A 20267-nucleotide genomic window follows, 5' to 3' on the forward strand; every position below is an offset into this window, starting at 1 on the left:
CGCAAGATTTTGCAAGTGCCCGCAAGCGCTACCCCGCAGACTGACGGCTCATCGAGGAGCCCGTCATGAACATCTCGCTTTACCTGTTGACCGTACTGATCTGGGGCACGACCTGGATTGCCCTGAAATTGCAGCTCGGTGTCGTCGCCATTCCGGTGTCCATCGTCTATCGCTTCGGTTTTGCCGCGCTGATGCTGTTTGCGATCCTGCTGCTCAGCGGTCGCCTGCAGAAGGTCAATCGCCGCGGCCAGTTGATCTGCGTGGCCCAGGGACTGTGCCTGTTCTGCGTCAACTTCATGTGCTTCTACACCGCCAGCCAGTGGATACCCAGTGGCCTGATCGCGGTGGTGTTCTCCACGTCCACTCTGTGGAATGCGCTGAACGCGCGGATCTTCTTCAAGCAGAAAGTCGCGCGCAATGTGTTGGGCGGTGGTGCCCTTGGCCTGCTCGGGCTGGCGTGTCTGTTCTGGCCGGAATTGTCGGGCCATAGCGCCAGCCGCGAGACCCTGATCGGCCTGGGTCTGGCTCTGCTTGGCACGCTGTGCTTCTCGGCGGGCAACATGTTGTCGAGCCTGCAACAGAAGGCCGGGCTGCGGCCTCTGACTACCAATGCTTACGGCATGCTCTATGGCGCGGGGATGCTCGCATTGTATTGCCTGCTCAGCGGTACGCCGTTCAGCTTCGAGTGGAATACCCGCTATATCAGTTCGCTGGCGTATCTGGTGGTGGCAGGTTCAGTGATCGGCTTTACCGCCTACCTGACCCTGGTCGGGCGCATGGGGCCTGAGCGCGCGGCGTATTGCACGGTGCTGTTCCCGGTGGTGGCGCTGAATATCTCGGCGTTTGCCGAGGGCTATCACTGGACGCTGCCAGCGCTGGCCGGATTGGCGTTGGTGATGCTGGGGAATGTGTTGGTGTTCAGGAAGCCAAAGGCGGTGAGTGTGCCGGTGGCGGCAAAGATGGCTTAGCACATCATGTGGGAGCGAGGCTTGTCCGCGAATCAGGCGACGCGGTGTATCAGGCGCATCGAGTTGACCCGTTCGCGGGCAAGCCTCGCTCCAACGATCTAACTAGCCCTTCCACACCTGCGGATTGACCAGGTTCTTCGGCTTATCACCCAGCAACGCACTGCGCAGGTTTTCATAAGCCAGGTCAGCCATGGCCTGGCGGGTTTCCGAAGTGGCGGAGCCGATATGGGGCAGGGTCACGGCGTTGCTCAGCTGAAACAGCGGCGACTCGCTCAGAGGTTCCTTTTCGTAGACGTCCAGCCCGGCGCCGCGAATGGTGCCGTCCTGCAGGGCCTTGATCAGCGCCGGTTCGTCGACGATTGGGCCTCGGGCGATGTTGATCAGGATCGCGTTGCGCTTCATCAGGCCCAACTCGCGGGTGCTGATCAGGTGGCGGGTTTTTTCGCTCAAAGGCACAACCAGGCAGACGAAATCGGCTTCGGCCAGCAGTTGATCGAGGCTACGGAATTGCGCGCCCAGTTCGTGTTCGACTTCGGTCTTGCGGCTGTTGCCGCTGTACAGGATCGGCATATTGAAACCCAGGCGCCCGCGACGGGCGATGGCCGCGCCGATATTGCCCATGCCGACGATACCCAGGGTCTTGCCATGCACATCCGTGCCGAAATGCGGCGCTTCGACGCTGCGTTTCCATTGCCCGGCCTTGGTCCAGGCGTCCAGTTCGGCAACGCGGCGGGCGCTGCTCATGATCAGCGAGAAACCCAGGTCTGCAGTGCTTTCGGTCAGCACGTCCGGGGTGTTGGTGAGCATGATCCCGCGTTCGTTGAAGTAGCCGACGTCGTAGTTGTCGTAGCCCACCGAGATGCTCGAGACCACTTCCAGTTGCGTGGCGCTGGCCAGTTGCTCGCGACCCAGGGCGCGACCGGCACCGATCATGCCGTGGCTGTGGGGCAGGGCTTCGTTGAACTGGGCGTTGAGGTCGCCTTTTTTCGGATCGGGGATGATCACGTTGAAGTCTTGCGACAGGCGCTCGGCCATTTCAGGGGAGACGCGGCTGAAGGCCAGGACGGTCTTTTTCATCGGGCAGTTACTCGCTGGTGCTCTCTGGGAATGGGTAGCACCCTATCATTCATACCCGTCCTTGGGCAGCCGATTTGCGAGTCTCAGGCATTCAGCGAGGTCAGGGTGTGGGTCTGCAAGTCGGCTTCATGGGCGGCCATGAGTTCCGGCAGAGAGCCGCGCAGGTACTCGACCCAGGTCTTGATCTTGGCATCCAGGTACTGGCGCGAAGGGTAGATGGCGTACAGGTTCAGCTCATGGGAACGGTAGTTGGGCAGCACTCGCACCAGCGTGCCGTTGCGCAGGCCATCAATGGCGGCGTAGATCGGCAGCAGGGCGATGCCCATGCCGCTGCTGATCGCGGCTTTCATCGCATCCGGCGAGTTGACCAGGAACGGCGAGCTGGTGATGTTGACCATCTCCTGGCCTTCGGGGCCGTCGAACACCCACTTTTCCAGGGGGTAAATCGGGCTGATCAGGCGCAGGCAAGAGTGATTGAGCAAATCACTGGGCTTGTGCGCCATGCCAAAGGTTTTCACGTAGCCAGGGGAGGCGCAGGCAATGCTGTAGGTGATGCCCAGGCGTTGCGAGACGAAACCCGAGTCCGGCAGCTCGCTGGCCAGGACGATGGACACGTCATAGCCTTCTTCGAGCAGATCCGGCGCGCGGTTGGCCAGGGTCAGGTCGAAGGAGACATCCGGATGATTGCGCCGATAGCGGGCAATCGCATCGATCACATAGTGCTGACCGACGCCGGCCATGGAGTGCACCTTGAGCTGGCCGGCCGGGCGCGCATGGGCGTCGCTGGCTTCGGCTTCGGCTTCTTCGACATAGCCGAGGATCTGCTCGCAACGCAGCAGGTAGCGTTTGCCCGCTTCGGTCAGGGCGATCCGCCGGGTGGTGCGATTGAGCAGCCGGGTCTGCAAATGGGCTTCAAGGTTGGAAACGGCACGCGACACGTTGGCCGTGGTGGTATCGAGCTGAACGGCGGCCGCAGTGAAGCTGCCCGCTTGTGCCACGCAACTGAAAGCGCGCATGTTTTGCAGAGTGTCCATGAGCTGTTCTCTGATGAGATGGCAAATTGTGACATGAAGTTACTGATCCATGTCAGGTATACCAAAGCATTATCACCAGTTCTGTAACAAAGAATCGCACATCTCCCGTCTTATCGGCGCATTGACAGGCCTCTAGAATCGGCGTTCTGGGCTATTTCACCTCCGTCGGGAACTCGCAGCTGTGCCGCGTCGCATCATCAGTGGGGTCAAGCCCCTCAGTATCTGGGCTTTTTCATTAGTCATCAGCGGCTGCATCGGTACCGGGGGAATCGCACCACAAAGCCACTCGCTGGCGGCCAATACGCTGGCCACCGACGAGGCGATCGCCACCGCCGCCCAGGACGCCCATTGGCCCGCCGCGCAGTGGTGGCGTGCTTATGGCGATGCCCAACTCAACCGCTGGATCGACCTCGCCGTGCAGGGCAACCCGAGTCTGGCGATGGCGGCTGCCCGTGTGCGCCAGGCCAAGGCCATGGCCGGGATTGCCGAGTCTGCCGAGTCCCTGCATATCAACGGCGACAGCACGATCAAACGGCACAATTGGCCCACCGATCAGTTCTACGGTCCCGGCGAGCTGTCCAATACCAGCACTTGGGACAACAATGCCTCTCTCGGTCTGAGCTATTCCCTCGACCTTTGGGGCCGGGAAAGCAACGCCACCGAACAGGCGCTTGACATGGCCCACATGAGCGCCGCCGAGGAGCGTCAGGCGCAGCTGGAGCTGCAGGACAATATCGTCCGCGCCTATATCCAGCTGTCCCTGCACTACGCGCAACTGGACATCGTTGAAGCGACCCTGGCCCAGCAAAATCAGATCCTCGACCTGGCCCAGCGTCGCCTGCAGGGCGGTATCGGCACTCATTTTGAAGTCAGTCAGGCCGAAACGCCGCTGCCGGAAACCCACCGCCAGATCGACGAACTGGAAGAGGCCATCGCCCTCAGTCGCAATCAACTGGCGGCCCTGGCGGGCAAGGGGCCGGGTGATGGTGCGCAATTGCAGCGACCGACCCTGGCCCTGCAAAACCCATTGAAGTTGCCGTCGTCGGTGCCCGCGCAGTTGCTCGGTCAGCGCCCGGACGTGGTCGCCAGCCGCTGGCGCGTCGCGGCCCAGGCCCGTGGTATCGACGTCGCCCATGCCGGGTTCTACCCCAACGTCGATCTGGTCGGCAGCCTCGGCTACATGGCCACCGGCGGCGGTATGCTGGAATTCCTTGCAGGCAAAAAATTCAACTACAGCGCCGGCCCGGCCATCAGCCTGCCGATCTTCGACGGCGGGCGCCTGCGTTCGGAACTGGGCGAGGCCTCAGCCGGTTATGACATTGCCGTGGCGCACTACAACCAGACGCTGATCATGGCGCTCAAGAGCATTTCCGATCAGTTGATTCGCCGTGCCTCCATGGACAAGCAGCATGTATTCGCCGCCGAGTCCGTGGCGTCGGCGCAGAAGACTTACGACATTGCCATGATCGCCTACAAGCGCGGCCTGACCGACTACCTCAATGTGCTCAATGCCCAGACCCTGCTGTTCCACCAGCAACAGATCCAGCAGCAGGTCCAGGCCGCACGCCTGAGCGCCCATGCCGAACTGGTGGTGGCCCTGGGCGGCGGCTTGATGGCGGGCAGCGATGTACCGAGCGAAGACAAGACCCAGGCGCCGAAAACCCCGGCGGCTTTGGCGGTGTTTGATCGGTGAATATCCTCGACAAACTTCACACCTGCGGGGACCAGGGCCGAAACCGCCGGACAGGGTGGGAACGAATTCATTCGCGAAGGGGGCAGTACGGTCGATACATTTTCATCGTCTGGAGTACTGCTTTCGCGAATGAATTCGCTCCCACAAAAAACCCTGTCATTTCGAATTGTGATCCGGTCTTTGATATGAGTGCGGGCTCATGAACCGCCTCAGTGCCTTGCCATGGCGCCGTGAGTTCAACGGCTGGGCACGCAGTGACGGGGTGACCTGGATCTATATCTTCAAGGTCCTGATCGCCGCTTTCCTCACCTACTGGCTGGCCCTGCGCCTGGAGCTGCCGCAGCCGCGCACCGCGCTGATCACCGTGTTTATCGTGATGCAGCCCCAGAGCGGCCATGTGTTCGCCAAGAGTTTCTATCGCATCCTCGGCACCCTGGCCGGGTCGTCGATGATGGTCCTGTTCATGGCGCTGTTCGCGCAGAACTCGGAGCTGTTTCTCGGCTGTCTGTCGCTATGGGTGGGGATCTGCTCGGCGGGGGCGGCGCGTTATCGCAATTTCCGCGCCTATGGCTTCGTCCTTGCCGGGTATACGGCGGCCATGGTCGGCCTGCCTGCCCTGGCGCACCCGGAAGGCTCGTTCATGGCGGCGGTCTGGCGGGTGTTGGAAATCTCTCTGGGCATCGTCTGCTCGACAGCGGTCAGTGCGGCGATCCTGCCCCAGAGTTCCAGCGCGGCGATGCGCAATGCTCTGTACCAGCGTTTCGGCGTATTTGCCCAATTCGTCAGCGACGGCCTGCGCGGCGTCACTGAACGCGCTGCTTTCGAGGCGGGCAACGTGCGCTTTACGGTCGAGGCTATTGGCCTGGAGGGGCTGCGCAGCGTCACGGTGTTCGAAGACCCGCATATGCGGCGGCGCAATGGCCGGCTCAATCGCTTGAACAGCGAATTCATGGCCATGACCACGCGCTTCAACGCCTTGCATCAACTGCTTGAGCGTCTGCGTGGTCGCGACGGTTCGCAAGTGTTCACCGCCATCGATCTGGGGCTGATTACCCTGGCTGAATTGCTCGATGGTTTCGCCGGCCAGGCCCTGACCGACCGCGACGCCGCGCGTCTGGTCGAGCGTCTGGAGGCCTATAAATCCAGCCTGCCAGCACGGGTGCGCAGCCTGCGCGGTGCCTTGCTGCAAACCGGGCCGGACGATGCCGACCTGCTGGATTTTCACACCGCCTACGAATTGCTCTACCGCTTCGTCAACGACTTGCATGACTACGCCCAGACCCACGCGTCCCTGGCCGATCACAACCATGTGCGTGAAGGCTGGGACGAACCGTTCGTGTCCAAGACCAATTGGATGACATCGGTAGCGGCGGGGCTGCGCGGCACTGTCATTCTGTCGATCATGAGTGTGTATTGGGTGGCGACGGCCTGGCCCAGCGGGGCGACGATGATTCTGGTGTCGGCGGCGACCCTGGGTTTGTCTGCCATGACCCCCAACCCTCGGCGCATGTCATTTCAGATGGCCTGTGGCACGTTGCTGGGCGCGGTCTGTGGCTTTGTCGAAACGTTCTTCTTATTCCCGTTCATCGACGGTTTCCCCCTGCTGTGCCTGTTGCTGGCGCCGGTCTTTGTGTTCGGTGCGTTTCTCGCGTCCAGGCCGCAATGGGTGGGTTACGGGGTCGGCCTGCTGATCTTCTTCTGCATCGGCTCGGTGCCGGACAACCTGACGGTCTACAACCCTTACACCTTCGTCAACGACTACATCGCCATGGTCATTGGCATGCTGATCTGCGCCGCCGCCGGGGCAATCATCCTGCCGCCCAACAGCGGCTGGATGTGGCGGCGCCTGGAAGACGACCTGCGACGGCAGGTTGTGTTCGCCATCAGTGCGCCGCTACGTGGCCTGGGTTCGCGTTTCGAGAGCCGCACCCGCGACCTGCTGCATCAGGCCTATGGCCTTGCCGCAGGCAAGCCCCAGGTACAGCGGCACCTGCTGCGCTGGATGTTCTCGGTGCTGGAAATCGGCCACGCGATCATCGAGCTGCGCCGCGAACAGGCCGTGCTGCCGATTCATCCCAGCTATGCCGAATCGCAGCCGTGGCGTCAGGCGATCCGGGTCATGGGCCGCTCGTTGATCCGCCTGTTCATCCAGCCGGATCGCAACAATCTGGCGCGCAGCCTGTACGCGGTCGATCACGCCATCACCCTGGTGCGCAACACCGATGAGCCCTTCGCCCCGCACTTCGACACCTCGGCCCTGCGTCGGGTGCAGAGCTACCTGCACTTCATTCGCACGTCATTGCTCGACCCGCAGTCGCCCCTGGCGGCCTACGCCTCGCAATACTCGTCGCAAGGACTCGCCCATGCCTCGTGAAATCGCTTTCCACGGCCTGTACATGCCCACCGTCACCCTGATGTTCATGCTCGCGGCAGTGCTGGCCTGGATGTTGGACCGGGTGTTGTCAGGGCTGGATCTGTACCGTTTCTTCTGGCACCCGGCGCTACTGCGCCTGAGCCTGTTCAGCTGCATTTTCGGCGCCCTGGCGCTCACTGTTTACCGTTGAGGCACTTGAGAACACCGGCATGAAAAAGCTCTTCAGTCTGATCGCCACCTTGCTGGTCCTGGCCCTGGCCATCTGGATCGGCCGCCTGCTCTGGATCCAGTACATGGAAACGCCATGGACCCGCGATGGCCGGGTGCGCGCCGATATCATCAACGTCGCCGCCGACGTCACCGGCACGGTGGTCGACGTGCCGGTGCGTGACAACCAGCAAGTGCACAAGGGCGACCTGCTGATGCAGATCGACCCCGAGCATTACCAGTTGGCCGTCAAGAAAGCCGAAGCCCAGGTGGCCTCGCGCAAGGCGACCTGGGAGATGCGCAAGGTTAACGCTAGCCGTCGCGCCAACATGGACAATATGGTGATCTCCACCGAAAACCGTGACGACGCCAGCAATATCGCCACCTCGGCCCAGGCCGACTACCAACTGGCCCAGGCTGAACTGGAAGCGGCCCAGCTCAACCTCAAACGCACCAAAGTGCTGTCGGCGGTGGACGGCTACGTCACCAACCTCAACGTGCACAAGGGCGACTACGCGCGCATCGGCGAAGCGAAAATGGCCGTGGTCGACATGAACTCGTTCTGGGTCTATGGCTTCTTCGAAGAAACCAAGTTGCCCCATGTACGCGTCGGCGACCCGGCAGATATGCAGATGATGAGCGGCGAGCTGGTCAAGGGCCACGTCGAAAGCATCGCCCGCGGCATCTACGACCGCGACAACCCGGAAAGCCGCGAACTGGTCGCCGACGTCAACCCGACCTTCAACTGGGTACGCCTGGCCCAGCGCGTACCGGTGCGCATCCACCTGGACCAAGTGCCGGACGGCCTGGTGCTGTCGGCGGGGATGACCTGTACGGTGATTGTGAATCCTGAGGTCAATCGCTGATCGTTGGCTGATCTGATACCAGTGGGAGCGTGGCTTGCCCGCGAATTGGGCGGCGCGGTATATCGGGCATATCGCGTCGCGCCCTTCGCGGGCAAGCCGCGCTCCCACAAGATGTTATTTCAATTCAAAGGTTGCTTGTTACAAGCGTTGTTGTAAGCCAAACCGCTTGCTCAACTGCTTCTCCAGCAACCCCTTGGGCAGCAACCACGACATCAGCGGCAATACGCGGCAGCCGTTGCCCAGGCGCAGCAGTCTTGGTGGGTTTGGCTGTTGCACGGCCTTGAGCAGATCCCGGGCGACGTCGGTGGCGGGGGTGGGGTTGTTCTGCGAGGCCCTGGCCCTGGCGCGGATGCCTTCGCGCAGTGGCCACCAGGGCGAGTTCTCTTCGATCAGGCGTTCGGCTTCGTGGCTGGCATTGTTGGCAAAACTGGTGGCGATGGCTCCGGGCTGGACTTCCATGACGCCAATGGAGAATGGCGCCAGCTCCAGGCGCAGGGCGTCGCTCAGGGCGTGGACGGCGGCTTTCGAGGCGCAGTAGGCGCCGGCGAACGGCGTTACCAATACGCCCGACACACTGCCGATATTCACCACCAGGCCTTGGCTGCGGCGTAGCAGCGGGAAGAACGCCTTGGTCACGCCGACGATAGAAAACACATTGGTTTCAAACTGCCGCTGCATGGCCTCGACGCCGCCATCGAGCAGCGGCCCCATGGCGCCGTAACCGGCGTTATTGATCAGCACATCGATGCCCGCCTGCAGGCCCAGATCGTCCGCCAGTCGTTGCAGCGCTTCGGCGTCGTTGACGTCCAGTTGCACGGCGGTGAATCCGGCGAGTTTCAGCGTTTGCACATCCTCGGGCTTGCGTGCGGTCGCCCAGACGTCATAGCCCGCCGTCTTGAAGGTGTCCGCCAAGGCGCGGCCGATGCCGCTGGAGCAACCGGTGATAAGGGCGATGGGCATGTCAGGTCCTTGTGGTGTCAGTCCGAGAAACTGCCTTGCAGGCGCTCGGCACGGAATTCCAGGGTTTGCGGGCGATAACCGGGGCGCAGGGTTGGCAACGGCAGACAGTCCTGCCACTGGGCATGGGCCTGCAGTTCGCCGGGGCCGTTGTAGCGCGGGGTTTCGTAACTGTTTTCCGAGAGATTGACGCTGTCGCCCGGCGCATAGGCCGCGATCTGCCAGCGTAGCGCAACCAGTGGGATGTCATTGCCGTTATCGATCAACACCAACAGCGGCTTGCCCGCCGGGCATTGCTGCGGGGCATAGTCCAGGCGCAGTTGCAGCCGATCCAGTTGCCGCGCCTCTCGACTGTCCTGCCAGACCACACACAAGGCCACGATCCCCAGGCCAACCGCTGCGGCCACGGACACCGGCAACGCTTTGGCCGGATAACGCAGTAACAGGACCAGCCAGGTCAGGATAAGTACTGCACCTATGAGCATGAGTCACGCCTCGTCAGCAGAAGAGTGGGCATCGTACCTAACGCGCGGTGGGCTTTGCTAATGGTGCGTTATCAGCCATCCGTCCGATGACCGTCCGTTGGGTTGACCGGGATTTGCATGCGCCTTCGCTGCTCCTAGGCTTTAAAGAGTTACTCAGGGACGGTCCGATCATGAACGATTTACACCGGCACACTCCGCTGTTGCAAAGCGTTGAACCGCGCGGCCTGTTGATCAATGCAATAGCCTTCTGCCGTGAACATGCCTCGCACGAACTTGAGGGGCGGGTCAATCACTCTAACTTCGATGCGTTCGGGCGTCTGATTGCCCGCTGGGATCCCCGGCTATGGGGCGACAACTTACCCGCCAATCTCACGACTATTTATTCGCTTAGTGGTCAGGCGTTATTGATCGACAGCGTCGATGCGGGGTGGCGTTTGTCCTTGCCCGGTGAGGGCGGGCAGATAGTGGACGCTTGGGATGGTCGGGGCACGATCAAGCAGGTTGAGTACGACGAATTACTGCGGCCCACGGCGGTCTTTGAGGATGGCGAGCAGGTTGAGTGGTTGATGTATGGCGGTGCAGATTTGACGGAGTTCAATCAAGTCGGCCAGTTGATTCAGCATGATGACTTGGCGGGTACGCGTCTTAATAACCGCTTCGCGCTGACGGGGGAAGTGATCGAGCAGACTCAAGAGTTTGCCGATGATCTGGATACTACACGCTGGCGCTTCAATGCACTGGGCGAGGCCCTCGAACAAACCGATGCGCTCGGCAATATTCAGCGTTTTGCCCATACGGTTGCCGGGCAACTGAAAGACACTTATGTGCAACTCAAGAATCGGCCGGAACAGCAATTGGTCGGTGACATTCACTACGACGCCCAAGGCCGGGTCGAATCTGAAACAGCGGGCAATGGCGTGATCAGCACCGTCTTTTATCGTCCGGAAGATGGCCGTCTGTTTGAACTGAAAGCCGCGCGCAATAACGGGGAACTACTGCAACAGCTGATTTACGACTACGACCCGGTGGGCAATGTCATCCGTATCGAAGACCGCGCCCAGCCCACCCGACACTTAGCCAATCAGCGCATTGATCCGGTCTCGACCTATCACTACGACACGCTCTATCAGTTGATCGAAGCCACCGGGCGGGAAGCGGTCAATCAAGGGCCGGAACTGGCCAATTACACACAAACCTACCGCTACGACGCGGGCGGCAATATGCAACGGCTGACCCATGTCGGTGCGCAAAATCATTCACAGATCTTTGCGACATCCCGCACCAGCAATCGGACCCTGCTGGTCGTAAACGATCATGTGCCTGATGAAGAGGAAATTGCCTCTGCCTTCGATGCCAATGGCAACCTATTGGAACTGCAAGCCGGCCAAGCGTTGACCTGGGACCGCCGCAATCAGTTGCAGCAGGTCCGCCCAGTAATACGTGAATCCGGAATCGATGACAGCGAACGCTATATCTACAACGCCGCCGGTCAACGCACACGCAAGATCAAAACCACTCAGGCCAGGGCCGTGACCCATCGCGCCGAAGTGCGTTATTTGCCGGGGCTGGAAATTCGCAGCGATACGGCCACCAGTGAGGTGCTGCATGTTATGACCGCCCAGGCCGGCGGCAGTAATGTACGAGTATTGCACTGGCAAAGCTCGCCGCCCGGCGGTATCGGCAATGATCAGGTGCGTTATTCGCTGAATGATCATCTGGGTTCCAGCCTGATGGAGCTGGATAACGACGCGCAAATCATCAGTCAGGAAGGCTATTACCCATTTGGCGGAACGTCATGGTGGGCGGCAAGAAATGCGGTTGAGGCGAGCTATAAAACCGTGCGTTATTCCGGCAAGGAGCGCGATGCGACGGGGTTGTATTACTACGGCTTGAGGTATTACGCAGCGTGGTTGCAGCGCTGGATTAATCCGGATCCGGCGGGGGCGGTGGATGGGTTGAATCGTTACTGCATGGTCCGAAACAGCCCGATTCGTTATAACGATAATAAAGGGAGCAATTCTGAGGATCCACAAGCAGAAAGTACCAATATCACTTTGGCGAGGAACGAGCAAAGCCTTTGCGGCGAACTATTATCATTGTCTCGTCGGCTTCAGTTGCGGCTTGCGCCGTTACAAGATTTATTCACAAGTAGATGGAGGATGCCGAGCTACAAAAAATATGTAGTTTTGGATTATCCTGATTTCGCTATAAAACAGTTTGAACTGCATAATCCTTCGGCCCCAAAAGATCTCATTGTTCATGGTCATGGACGGCTGAGGTCTCCAGTTCATAAAATATATAATGCCCCTGTAAAGTTGAATTTTTATGCGCCTGCCAACACGCAGCTGTCGGTATACGGTCGTGATCTTTATCGTTTTCAAACGCGAAAAATTACTGCTCCTGCGGCTGAGGTAGTGCTACTTGGAGAAGAGTCTCGAGACTATGAAATTTCACACTCTCCAGCTTTTGAAGACAGAGGAGCTACATTTTTGCATCACAGCCAACTACTGAATCGCAAACCGCGTATTCGTTCGTCTCGAGATATGAACACTGAAAACTTTCATGATGTCTTGATCGTCAAGCCCGGAAAAAGTATCGCATTAAGCAAAATATTGACGCAGCTGCCTTCGTATGGACAGGTTCACGGATTCTTTTGTCGAACTCGAGGCGCCAGCGGGCCATCGCATGATCCTTTTGCTCGCTAGGGTGCAGCAGACAATAAAAACCCTCGCCAACCCTCTGCGGATGGGGAATACGCAGAAAGCTGCCGAGGGTGACTGCCTGTGAAACCTGGAGAGTTTTTTAAGCAGTATTAACGCGCAATGGTCTGGGTCTTGACACCGGCCTCCAGGTTATTGGAGCGGCCATAGATATCTTCAAAGCGCTCGATATCATCCTCGCCCAAATAACTGCCCGATTGCACTTCGATGATTTCCAACGGGATCTTGCCCGGGTTTTTCAGGCGATGGACCGAGGCGATCGGGATGTAGGTGGATTGGTTTTCCGTGAGCAGGAAGACGTTTTCGTCGCAGGTCACCTGAGCGGTGCCGGAGACGACGATCCAGTGTTCGGCGCGGTGGTGGTGCATTTGCAGGGACAGGCTGGCACCGGGCTTGACCGAGATGCGCTTGACCTGGAAGCGCCCGCCCATGTCCACCGAGTCGTAGGAACCCCACGGGCGGTAGACCTCGAGGTGGTTCTGGGTTTCGCTGCGGCCTTGGTCGTTGAGGGTGCTGACCATCTGTTTGACGCCCTGCACCTTGTCCTTGTGGGCAATCATCATGGCGTCCTTGGTTTCGACGACGACGATGTTGTCCAGGCCGATCACCGAGACCAGTTTGCCATTGCCATGGATCATGCAATTGCGGCTGTCCTGGATCACCACGTCGCCTTTGCTGACGTTGCCGTTGCTGTCCTTTTCGTGAACAGCCCACAGCGACGCCCAGCAGCCGACATCGTTCCAGCCGGCATCGAGGGGTACGACGCAGGCGCGCTGGGTTTTTTCCATGACCGCGTAGTCGATGGAGTTGTCCGGGCAGCAGGCGAAGGTGGCTTCGTCGATATCGATGGTCTCGCCTTCGTGCTTGCTGCGTTCCAGGGTCAGTACGCAGGTGTCGTAGATATCTGGATCGTGTTTTTTCAGCTCTTCGAGGAAGCGGCTGGCGCGGAACAGGAACATGCCGCTGTTCCAGAAGTAGCCGCCATCGGCGACGAACTCGGCGGCGCGTTTTTCATCGGGTTTCTCGACGAAGTGCGAGACCCGGCTGACGCCTTCGGGCAGCAGGGCGTCGGCGGTGGACTTGATGTAGCCGTAGCCGGTTTCCGGTTTTTTCGCCGGCACGCCGAACAGCACCATTTCGCCGCGCTCGGCGGCCACGGTGGCCAGGGCCAGGGCGCGTTGCAGGGCCTTCTGGTCCTCGATCACATGGTCAGCGGGCAGGACCAGCATCAGCTCGTCAGTGCCTTCGGCGACCAGCATCATCGCGGTCAGGGCCACGGCCGGGGCGGTGTTGCGGCCGAACGGCTCCATGATGATGGCGTGGGTGTCCAGGTTCAGGGCCGCCAATTGCTCATTGACGATAAAGCGATGGTCCTTGTTGCAGACCACCACCGGATCCTGCATGCCGTCGAAGACCAGACGGCTCAGGGTTTGCTGGAACAGGGTCTGATCGCCGGTCAGGGCGAGGAACTGTTTGGGGAATTGCTTGCGCGAAAGCGGCCAGAGTCGGGAACCGCTACCACCTGACAAGATCACTGGAATCATTTTGTTTCTCCAAGAATATTCGTTTAGGGCTGTATGTCGGTATCTGTCGTTTCTGTCTTGTTCTTGTTCCGGGTCGCCCGGCCCGCCTCTATGCGGGCCGAGCGACACAATCACTTAGCGGCTGGCAACCGGTGGCTTGACCCACACCGGCGACAGGCTGCTGCCACTGCCGGTGACGTAGAGCACGGCGGCTTCACCGCGCTCCAGGGCCACGGGTTTTACGTCGCTGATTTTCTTGTCGCCGTCATACAGGGCCAGGGTGACCTTGACCGGGTTGATCTCGCGCTCGCCGGTGCCTTTGGCCTTCACTGCCTCGACCACGTTGGTCTTGCCGTCGGCGGTCTTCAGGGTCAGGGCCTTGTCACTGAGGTTCTGCACGCGAACCAGGGATTTCTGCTTGTTCTTGAACGGTGGCTCTTCCACCAGTTGCGGTGCGCCGCTGGCGTTGTTGACCAGGGTGTAATAGTGGTCACTGGCCAGTTTCACCGGCAGGGTCTGGCTGCCGACCTTGGCGCTGTAGTCGCCCTGGGGCATGAAGCTGAAAGCGGTGCTGGCCTGAGGCGCTATTTCATTGAGTGGGGTGTTGCCGACGCTGGCGTTGATCTCGCTGCCGCTGGCGTTGTACACGCGAATGAAGGTTGAGCCTTTTGGCGCGGTAGGGCCGTACAGCGCTGAGTCACCGGCTGCCCAGGCGGACGTGGCGCCGAGGGTCAGGCCAATGGCCAGGGTGCAGGCGGCGAACAGGCGGTTTTTACGGGTAGGCATGGTCTGTAGGGTCATGGGATGAGTCCTCTCAGTTTTGCGCCCGATCGGGCGACTCGGATTGTTTGGCGTTAGCGGCCAGGTTTTGTTGAGGCTGTTCTTGGGGAGCGCGAGACTTCTTCAGGTCAGCGATCCACTGTGGATCGAACTCGCCAAGGTCGTTGTGGGCGGGCAGATAGCGTTCAGGAAATTCCCAGATCACCACTTGCGGTGCGCTATTTTTGAACGCGTCGGTTTGCAGGTACTTGAGCATCGGCAGAATCGGCCCGTGGCCGTCTTCGGCGTAATTCACCACGTCGCTGCGCAGTGCCTGTTTCAGGGCGCCAAGGAAATTCCAGTTGGGGTTGGCGCTGTAGCTGGTGCCGACCAGACCGACTGCAATCTCGCTGTCGGCGAACAGGGCGTCGTCGCCGGCGGCTTCGGCCTGGGCCGGTTGGGTATCGCGCTTCTGCAACTGGTCGGGCTTGGGCAGCAAGTCAGTGAACAGCGGGTCCAGGGGCAAGTAGTTGGTCAGGTCGCCCTTGTACGGCGCGCTGTCCTTGGCCTGGGTGACGAAGGTCTGCGGGTCGCCATTGAATGGTGCGTGGCTGGCGATTGCAGCGCCCAGTTGCTGCGCGACCACTTCGGCGCCCATGGGCGTCCAGTGGGTGTCGGTGCGCAGGAACACCTGGCCGTTGTTCTTGGCCTGTTCCAGCGGCTGCAACAGGTCAGGGGCAAAGATGCCGATGCTGTTGAGCTGGGCGTGGAACTGGTTGTACAGGTCGGCATGCACGGCGGTGGGTGTGACGCTGCCGATATGCTCCGGATACAGGCGGGCCTTGGCCGGAACCACCGCCATCACCAGTTGCGTGCCGTGGGCCTTGAGGGTGTCGCGCACGCCCTGGATCAGCGCCAGGTTGTCGGCTTCGTTCTGCTCGCCATTGGCGACGGCGTCGAACTCTTCGTCGGTGTAGAGCCACTGGTCCTTGCCGAGCACAACGCCGGGACGGCCTTCCTTGAACACTTTGTAATCCAGGGCTGCCCAGAGGTTGGTGCCCAGGCGCTTGAGCGGGAACTGGTCGTCGTAGTGGGTTTCCACGGCCTTGGTCCAGTGACCATTGAGCACAGTGGTTTCCTTGGACGTCGAGAAGCCGCTGAAGCTGCGCAGAGACCACAGCCCCAGCGCCAGCAGAATGGCCAGGAACAGGGCTATGTAGAGGATGCGGAATGAGCGGGTCATGGCTGGCTCCTCAGAACTGGAAGTAAAGGAACGGCGAGAAGCTGGCCGCCGAGAGTTTCAGGATCGAGGCAACGAACATCAGCAGGATCAGGCCGCGCATCACGTAGCGCGACCAGTCGGCGGTCCAGTAGGCCGGCTGCACCTGGGCCTCGGTGCCGACGATGTAGCCCGGCTGATGAATGCTGTCTGGCGCGTCGCCCGGTACGGCCTTGATCAGGCCCGGTTGTGCGGTGGCAGGGCCATCGGCCTGTACAGGCTTGTCGCGATCGGTCTTCAAAGGGGCGCGGTTTTTGTAGAAGTCGCGCAGGCCGAAGAACGCCAGGGTGATGTAGGCCACTACCAGGGTGGCGATCTGCAGGCCGGTGAGGCTGGCGCGGTTGAGGTCCGACAGCTGCCATTCACTGAAGCTGAACATGGCGCCGTACATGCGTGCGGCGACGTGCAGGTTCTCGGCGCGGAAGATCACCCAGCCCATGATTACCAGAAGGAAGGTCAGGGCCCAGCGGACCGGGTTGAAGCTGCGTGGCGTGGTGTTGATGCCCAGAGCTTTTTCAATCGCCAGCCAGATGCCGTGCCAGGCGCCCCAGACGATGTAGGTGATATTGGCGCCGTGCCACAGGCCGCCCAGCAGCATGGTCAGGAACAGGTTGCGGTAGGTCGCGATCTTGCCGCCACGGTTGCCGCCCAGGGTGATGTACAGGTAGTCACGCAGCCAGGTCGACAGGCTGATGTGCCAGCGCCGCCAGAACTCGGTGATCGACTGGCTGATGTAGGGCTGCTTGAAGTTTTCCATAAAGCGGAAACCCATCATCAGGCCCAGGCCGATGGCCATGTCGCTGTAGCCGGAGAAGTCGAAGTACAGCTGCGCGGTGTAGGCCAGGGCGCCGAGCCAGGCATCACCGGTAGTCGGGTGTTGCAGGGCGAAGCAATGGTCGGCGACCACGGCCAGGGTGTCGGCGATGAACACTTTCTTGATGAAGCCCTGCATGAAACGCGTGGCGCCTTCGGAGAACTTGTCCAGGGTATGGGTGCGGTTGTTGAACTGGTCGGCCAGGTCACGGAAACGCAGCACGGGACCTGCTATCAGGTGCGGGAAGATCGCCACGAACGCCGCGAAGTCGATCAGGTTGCGGGTGGCCGGGGTGTCGCCGCGATACACATCGATGATGTAGCTGATGGACTCGAAGATGTAGAACGAGATGCCGATGGGCAGCAGCACATGGGTCAGGATGAAAGGCGAGAGCCCCATCGAAGTCATGATCGCATTGAGGCTGTCGACGCCGAAGTTGGCGTACTTGAAGTAGCCGAGGATGCACAGATCCACGGCCACGCCGAGCAGCAGCCAGCGCTGGGCCGGTTTGGTGCGCACGCCAGCGGCGCCGACGCGCAGGCCGATCCAGTAGTTCCACAGCGTGACGGCGGCGAACAGGGCGAGGAAGTCCACGCGCCACCAGGCATAGAACACGTAGCTGGCAATCAGCAGCAGCAGGTTGCGATAGCGTGTTCCGCTCAAGTAGTACAAGCCGAGAAACACCGGCAGGAACAGGAACAGGAACACATTGGATGAGAACACCATCCTGATTTTCTCCGTTTGTCCAACAGTCAAGGGCCAAAGCCCCCCCAAACCCCCCATCCAGAAACCGGGGGTGTATCGCTCATTTCTGCGTCATTTGTGGGAGCGAATTCATTCGCGAAGAGGTCAGTGAAGACCGCTCATATGTAGCGAATGTACCGGCCCTTTCGCGGATGAATCCGCTCCCACAGGGTTTGTGTCAGTCCCTCAGGTACCGCCTTTATCGCCCTTGTCATGACTCGGGTCGTAGACCTTGGTCACGTCCCCGCCCAGACGCGGGTTCTTGAACGGTTGCATCTTGTGCTTGCGGTCAAGTACGTCCGGGGCGCAGCTGTAGAGCGAGCAGTAGGGTTCCAGCCAGGCGTATTTGTTGTCCGCCTTGAGGTCGGTCATGTCCTGGGATTCGCCGCTGCGCGAGGCAATGGCGTCGGGGCTCTTGACCCCGGCCAGCACCTGATCGCCCAGGCGCTTGAGGGCGCCGTTGTTTTCCGGACGCAGATCGACGCCGTTGACCTGGGCGAAGCTGGCGATCATTGCCAGCGGTGCCAGGGCGTAGTTGTGATAGGCCAGCGCGCGTTGCTTGCGCTTGAGCTCGTTGGGCAGGAAGCCGTCCTGATCGACCTGCGTGGCGGCGAGGCGGAATTCCTTCACCGACCAGTCGAACAGGTCCTTGCGATTGGTCGCCACCGAAGTGGCCATCACGGCCCAGGCCGCCCAGTACGAGTGGTTGTTGGTCTTGTCCAGGGGCAGGTTGTCCCAGTCGCTGACCACCTGGGTGCCGAGCTTGCTGAACCAGGCCTCGATGATCTGCGCTTCCTGTTGGCGGGTGGCCAGCGGATGCGAGTCGGAGAACTTCAGGCGCAGATAGGACGACGCCATGCTGCCCAGCGCCCATTTGCGCATGGACTTGCCGGTGTGGTTGAAGTCAGTGGACTCCAGGGCATCGGCCTTGGCCCAGCTGGTCAGCAGGTTGAGGGCGCAGTCCAGTTGTTCCGGACGGCCATCGCGCATGTACTGCATGACCACCTTGCTGATATCGCGCTCAAGGGAGGTGATGCTCTTGGTGGCATCCTTGAAGGCTTCATCGGACGTCGCATTGAAGGTCGAACGGGATTTGTCCGAACCTTCGTATTTGCTGCGGAACTGCAAGGCGCCGGTGTAGGGTGCCGGTGCAGCGTCACAGCTGAAGTTGCCGGCTTTCTCCTTCACCTTATCGATGGCCGCGTAGTAACCCTGGGGCGGCACCAACGTGCCGGCGGCCTGGGTCGTACCGGCTGCAAAGAGCATGGCCAGGGACAAAAGGGAAGGAAGCATCAATCTTTTAGTGTGCATAGGAAACCTCATAGCCCGGCCTGGGCGGTGGAGCTTTTGCCCGCGCCGGGGAATACGTTGCGTTTGCATACTGTCGCTTCGACTTGCTGAGGTGCCGCGCCCGCTTCCGGGCCTTGCAGTTCCAGTGCGAGCAGTTGTTGGTCTGCCCAGTCCTTGTCCTCGCGCAGTTCAAAGGCGAAGCGCCCGTCGGTATCGGATGTCTCCGGTTTCTCGATCTTCAGGTCTTCGTGACGCCCGTTCATGTACCAGAGACGGGCCTGCAGGGTTTTCACCGAGGTGTCGGCGAAGCGGATGTCGACCTGATTACTGCCGTTACGCACGTCCTTGGCACCGCCATTGACCAGAATTTCATTGGTGCCGGTCTTGAGGGAGGCCTTGGCGCTCATCAGCGCGGGCTTGCCTTCGCAACCATTGCCCAGCATCGACATCATCTGGCGGTAGATGGTCTCCTGGTCGAGTCGATAGAGCGGGGAAAATTCCCAGATCAGGATCTTCGGTGGGTGCTTCTGGAAGTCGTCGCTGCCCAGGTATTGCAACATCGAGCCTTCCAGACCGCCGCCGGGGAAGGCGACGTTAAGCACTTCGGCGCCGATGTACTGCTGCAGGAAGCCACCGAAGTTGTAGTTCTTGCCGCTGTGACTGGTGCCGACCAGGGTGATCTGCGGCGTGGCGGAATCGCCGAACAGATCGCCGTCGGCGGCTTCGCCCTTGGGCTCGGTGCCGAACTGGTCCATGTATTGGATCGCATAGCTGGTGCCGCACAGCTGCCCGGCCATGTTGTGCAGAGTGCCTTTCTTGCCCATGCGGCCGATGCGATGGGTTTCGAATTCACGCCGTGGAATGTCGGCGAACTGGGGCATTTTCTTCACGGTCTCGGCGACGATTTTCGCCGTGCGCTCGGCACCGTATGGCGTCCAGTGCTGGTCGCCACGGAAGTAGAAATCATGGGCCTGTTGCTCGTTGGTCAACGGCGACAGGTCCGGCACCCAGTAGCCCATTTTGCTGAAGCGGCCGAGCATCGCCTGATAGTTTTTCAGGGCGGTGTCGTAGTCGAACTTGTCGCGTTCGGCGGGGAAGAGTTTGTTGCGATCCACCAGGCCACGGGTCGGCTGATACACCACCACCAGTTCGACACCCTTGCTCTTGAAGGCGTCGTGCAGTTCCTGCATGCGCCGGTAGCCTTCGGGCGTGGTGTTGAACTCGGTACGCAGGTCTTCCTGGGTACGGAACAGCCAGTCGCCCTGGGCCTGGACCAGAGTGGTGAAGTTCTGCTGGTAGCGCGTAACGTAGTTTTTGGCGTCATGGGCTTCCGGGCACAGGTTGCAGCACGGCTCGGCGGTGAAGGTCGGCGCCGCGGGCAGGTTTTCAGCGCTGGCGGTGCCGGCGCTGATGGCAAACAGGGCGGCGCTGAGACCGCTGAAACTGAGAAGCTTGATCAAATGGGCGTGCATAAAAA

The 20267-nt window shown here is 60.5% G+C and carries 16 protein-coding genes; 6 read left to right on the plus strand and 10 right to left on the minus strand.

The genetic code is table 11. From position 1 onward, the window contains the following. The first annotated feature begins 65 nt into the window (after positions 1-65). Positions 66-968, plus strand: a complete 903-nt coding sequence (locus M2401_RS25510) for a DMT family transporter (RefSeq protein WP_259107350.1) — start codon at positions 66-68, stop codon at positions 966-968. 102 nt (positions 969-1070) lie between these two features. Here the strand turns inward: M2401_RS25510 and M2401_RS25515 are convergent, their stop codons facing one another. Together M2401_RS25515 and M2401_RS25520 are read right to left on the minus strand one after the other, a co-directional pair. Continuing rightward, the gene (locus M2401_RS25515) at positions 1071-2045 is read right to left on the minus strand and encodes a D-glycerate dehydrogenase (protein WP_259107352.1); all 975 of its coding nucleotides are present in this window, start codon (positions 2043-2045) and stop codon (positions 1071-1073) included. Positions 2046-2128: 83 nt separating this feature from the next. After that, positions 2129-3079 carry a LysR family transcriptional regulator gene (locus M2401_RS25520; protein ID WP_259107354.1) on the minus strand — a complete coding sequence of 317 codons (951 nt, stop codon included), beginning with the start codon at positions 3077-3079 and terminating at the stop codon, positions 2129-2131. 181 nt (positions 3080-3260) lie between these two features. Here M2401_RS25520 and M2401_RS25525 point away from each other — a divergent pair, with 181 nt between their 5' ends. From M2401_RS25525 to M2401_RS25540, 4 genes are all read left to right on the plus strand, one after another. Continuing rightward, on the plus strand, positions 3261-4772 hold the full coding sequence (locus tag M2401_RS25525) for an efflux transporter outer membrane subunit (protein WP_259107356.1): 1512 nt from the start codon (positions 3261-3263) through the stop codon (positions 4770-4772). 199 nt (positions 4773-4971) lie between these two features. Continuing rightward, entirely contained in the window at positions 4972-7146 is a 2175-nt protein-coding gene (locus M2401_RS25530) for an FUSC family protein (protein WP_259107358.1), read from the plus strand. Continuing rightward, entirely contained in the window at positions 7136-7336 is a 201-nt protein-coding gene (locus M2401_RS25535; RefSeq protein ID WP_259107360.1) for a DUF1656 domain-containing protein, read from the plus strand. Before M2401_RS25530 ends, M2401_RS25535 begins: the two co-directional genes overlap by 11 nt. Positions 7337-7355: 19 nt before the next feature. Next, entirely contained in the window at positions 7356-8219 is an 864-nt protein-coding gene (locus M2401_RS25540; protein ID WP_259107362.1) for an HlyD family secretion protein, read from the plus strand. Between the two features lie 138 nt (positions 8220-8357). On the opposite strand, the gene M2401_RS25545 is transcribed toward M2401_RS25540, so the two are convergent. Then, positions 8358-9179 carry an SDR family oxidoreductase gene (locus tag M2401_RS25545; protein ID WP_259107364.1) on the minus strand — a complete coding sequence of 274 codons (822 nt, stop codon included), beginning with the start codon at positions 9177-9179 and terminating at the stop codon, positions 8358-8360. A 17-nt stretch (positions 9180-9196) separates the two neighbouring features. Continuing rightward, the gene (locus M2401_RS25550) at positions 9197-9661 is read right to left on the minus strand and encodes a multidrug transporter (RefSeq protein WP_259107366.1); all 465 of its coding nucleotides are present in this window, start codon (positions 9659-9661) and stop codon (positions 9197-9199) included. Between the two features lie 170 nt (positions 9662-9831). On the opposite strand from M2401_RS25550, the gene M2401_RS25555 reads away from it, so the two are divergent. Next, entirely contained in the window at positions 9832-12366 is a 2535-nt protein-coding gene (locus M2401_RS25555; protein WP_259107373.1) for an RHS repeat domain-containing protein, read from the plus strand. 107 nt (positions 12367-12473) lie between these two features. Here the strand turns inward: M2401_RS25555 and M2401_RS25560 are convergent, their stop codons facing one another. The 6 genes from M2401_RS25560 to M2401_RS25585 form a co-directional block, all read right to left on the minus strand. Then, positions 12474-13925: a mannose-1-phosphate guanylyltransferase/mannose-6-phosphate isomerase gene (locus M2401_RS25560; RefSeq protein WP_259107375.1), complete on the minus strand. Its 1452-nt coding sequence runs from the start codon at positions 13923-13925 to the stop codon at positions 12474-12476. A gap of 114 nt (positions 13926-14039) precedes the next feature. After that, positions 14040-14705, minus strand: coding sequence for an alginate O-acetyltransferase AlgF (locus M2401_RS25565; RefSeq protein WP_409033980.1), 666 nt, complete (start codon positions 14703-14705; stop codon positions 14040-14042). A gap of 13 nt (positions 14706-14718) precedes the next feature. After that, positions 14719-15906, minus strand: coding sequence for an alginate O-acetyltransferase (locus M2401_RS25570; protein ID WP_259107377.1), 1188 nt, complete (start codon positions 15904-15906; stop codon positions 14719-14721). 10 nt (positions 15907-15916) lie between these two features. Continuing rightward, entirely contained in the window at positions 15917-17482 is a 1566-nt protein-coding gene (locus M2401_RS25575) for an MBOAT family protein (RefSeq protein WP_259107379.1), read from the minus strand. A gap of 204 nt (positions 17483-17686) precedes the next feature. Then, entirely contained in the window at positions 17687-18811 is a 1125-nt protein-coding gene (locus tag M2401_RS25580) for a mannuronate-specific alginate lyase (protein ID WP_259107388.1), read from the minus strand. Between the two features lie 8 nt (positions 18812-18819). Beyond that, complete coding sequence (locus M2401_RS25585; protein ID WP_259107392.1) at positions 18820-20262, minus strand: alginate O-acetyltransferase; 1443 nt, start codon at positions 20260-20262, stop codon at positions 18820-18822. Positions 20263-20267 lie beyond the last annotated feature (5 nt).

Source organism: Pseudomonas sp. JUb42, assembly GCF_024807945.1.
Classification (GTDB): Bacteria; Pseudomonadota; Gammaproteobacteria; order Pseudomonadales; family Pseudomonadaceae; genus Aquipseudomonas.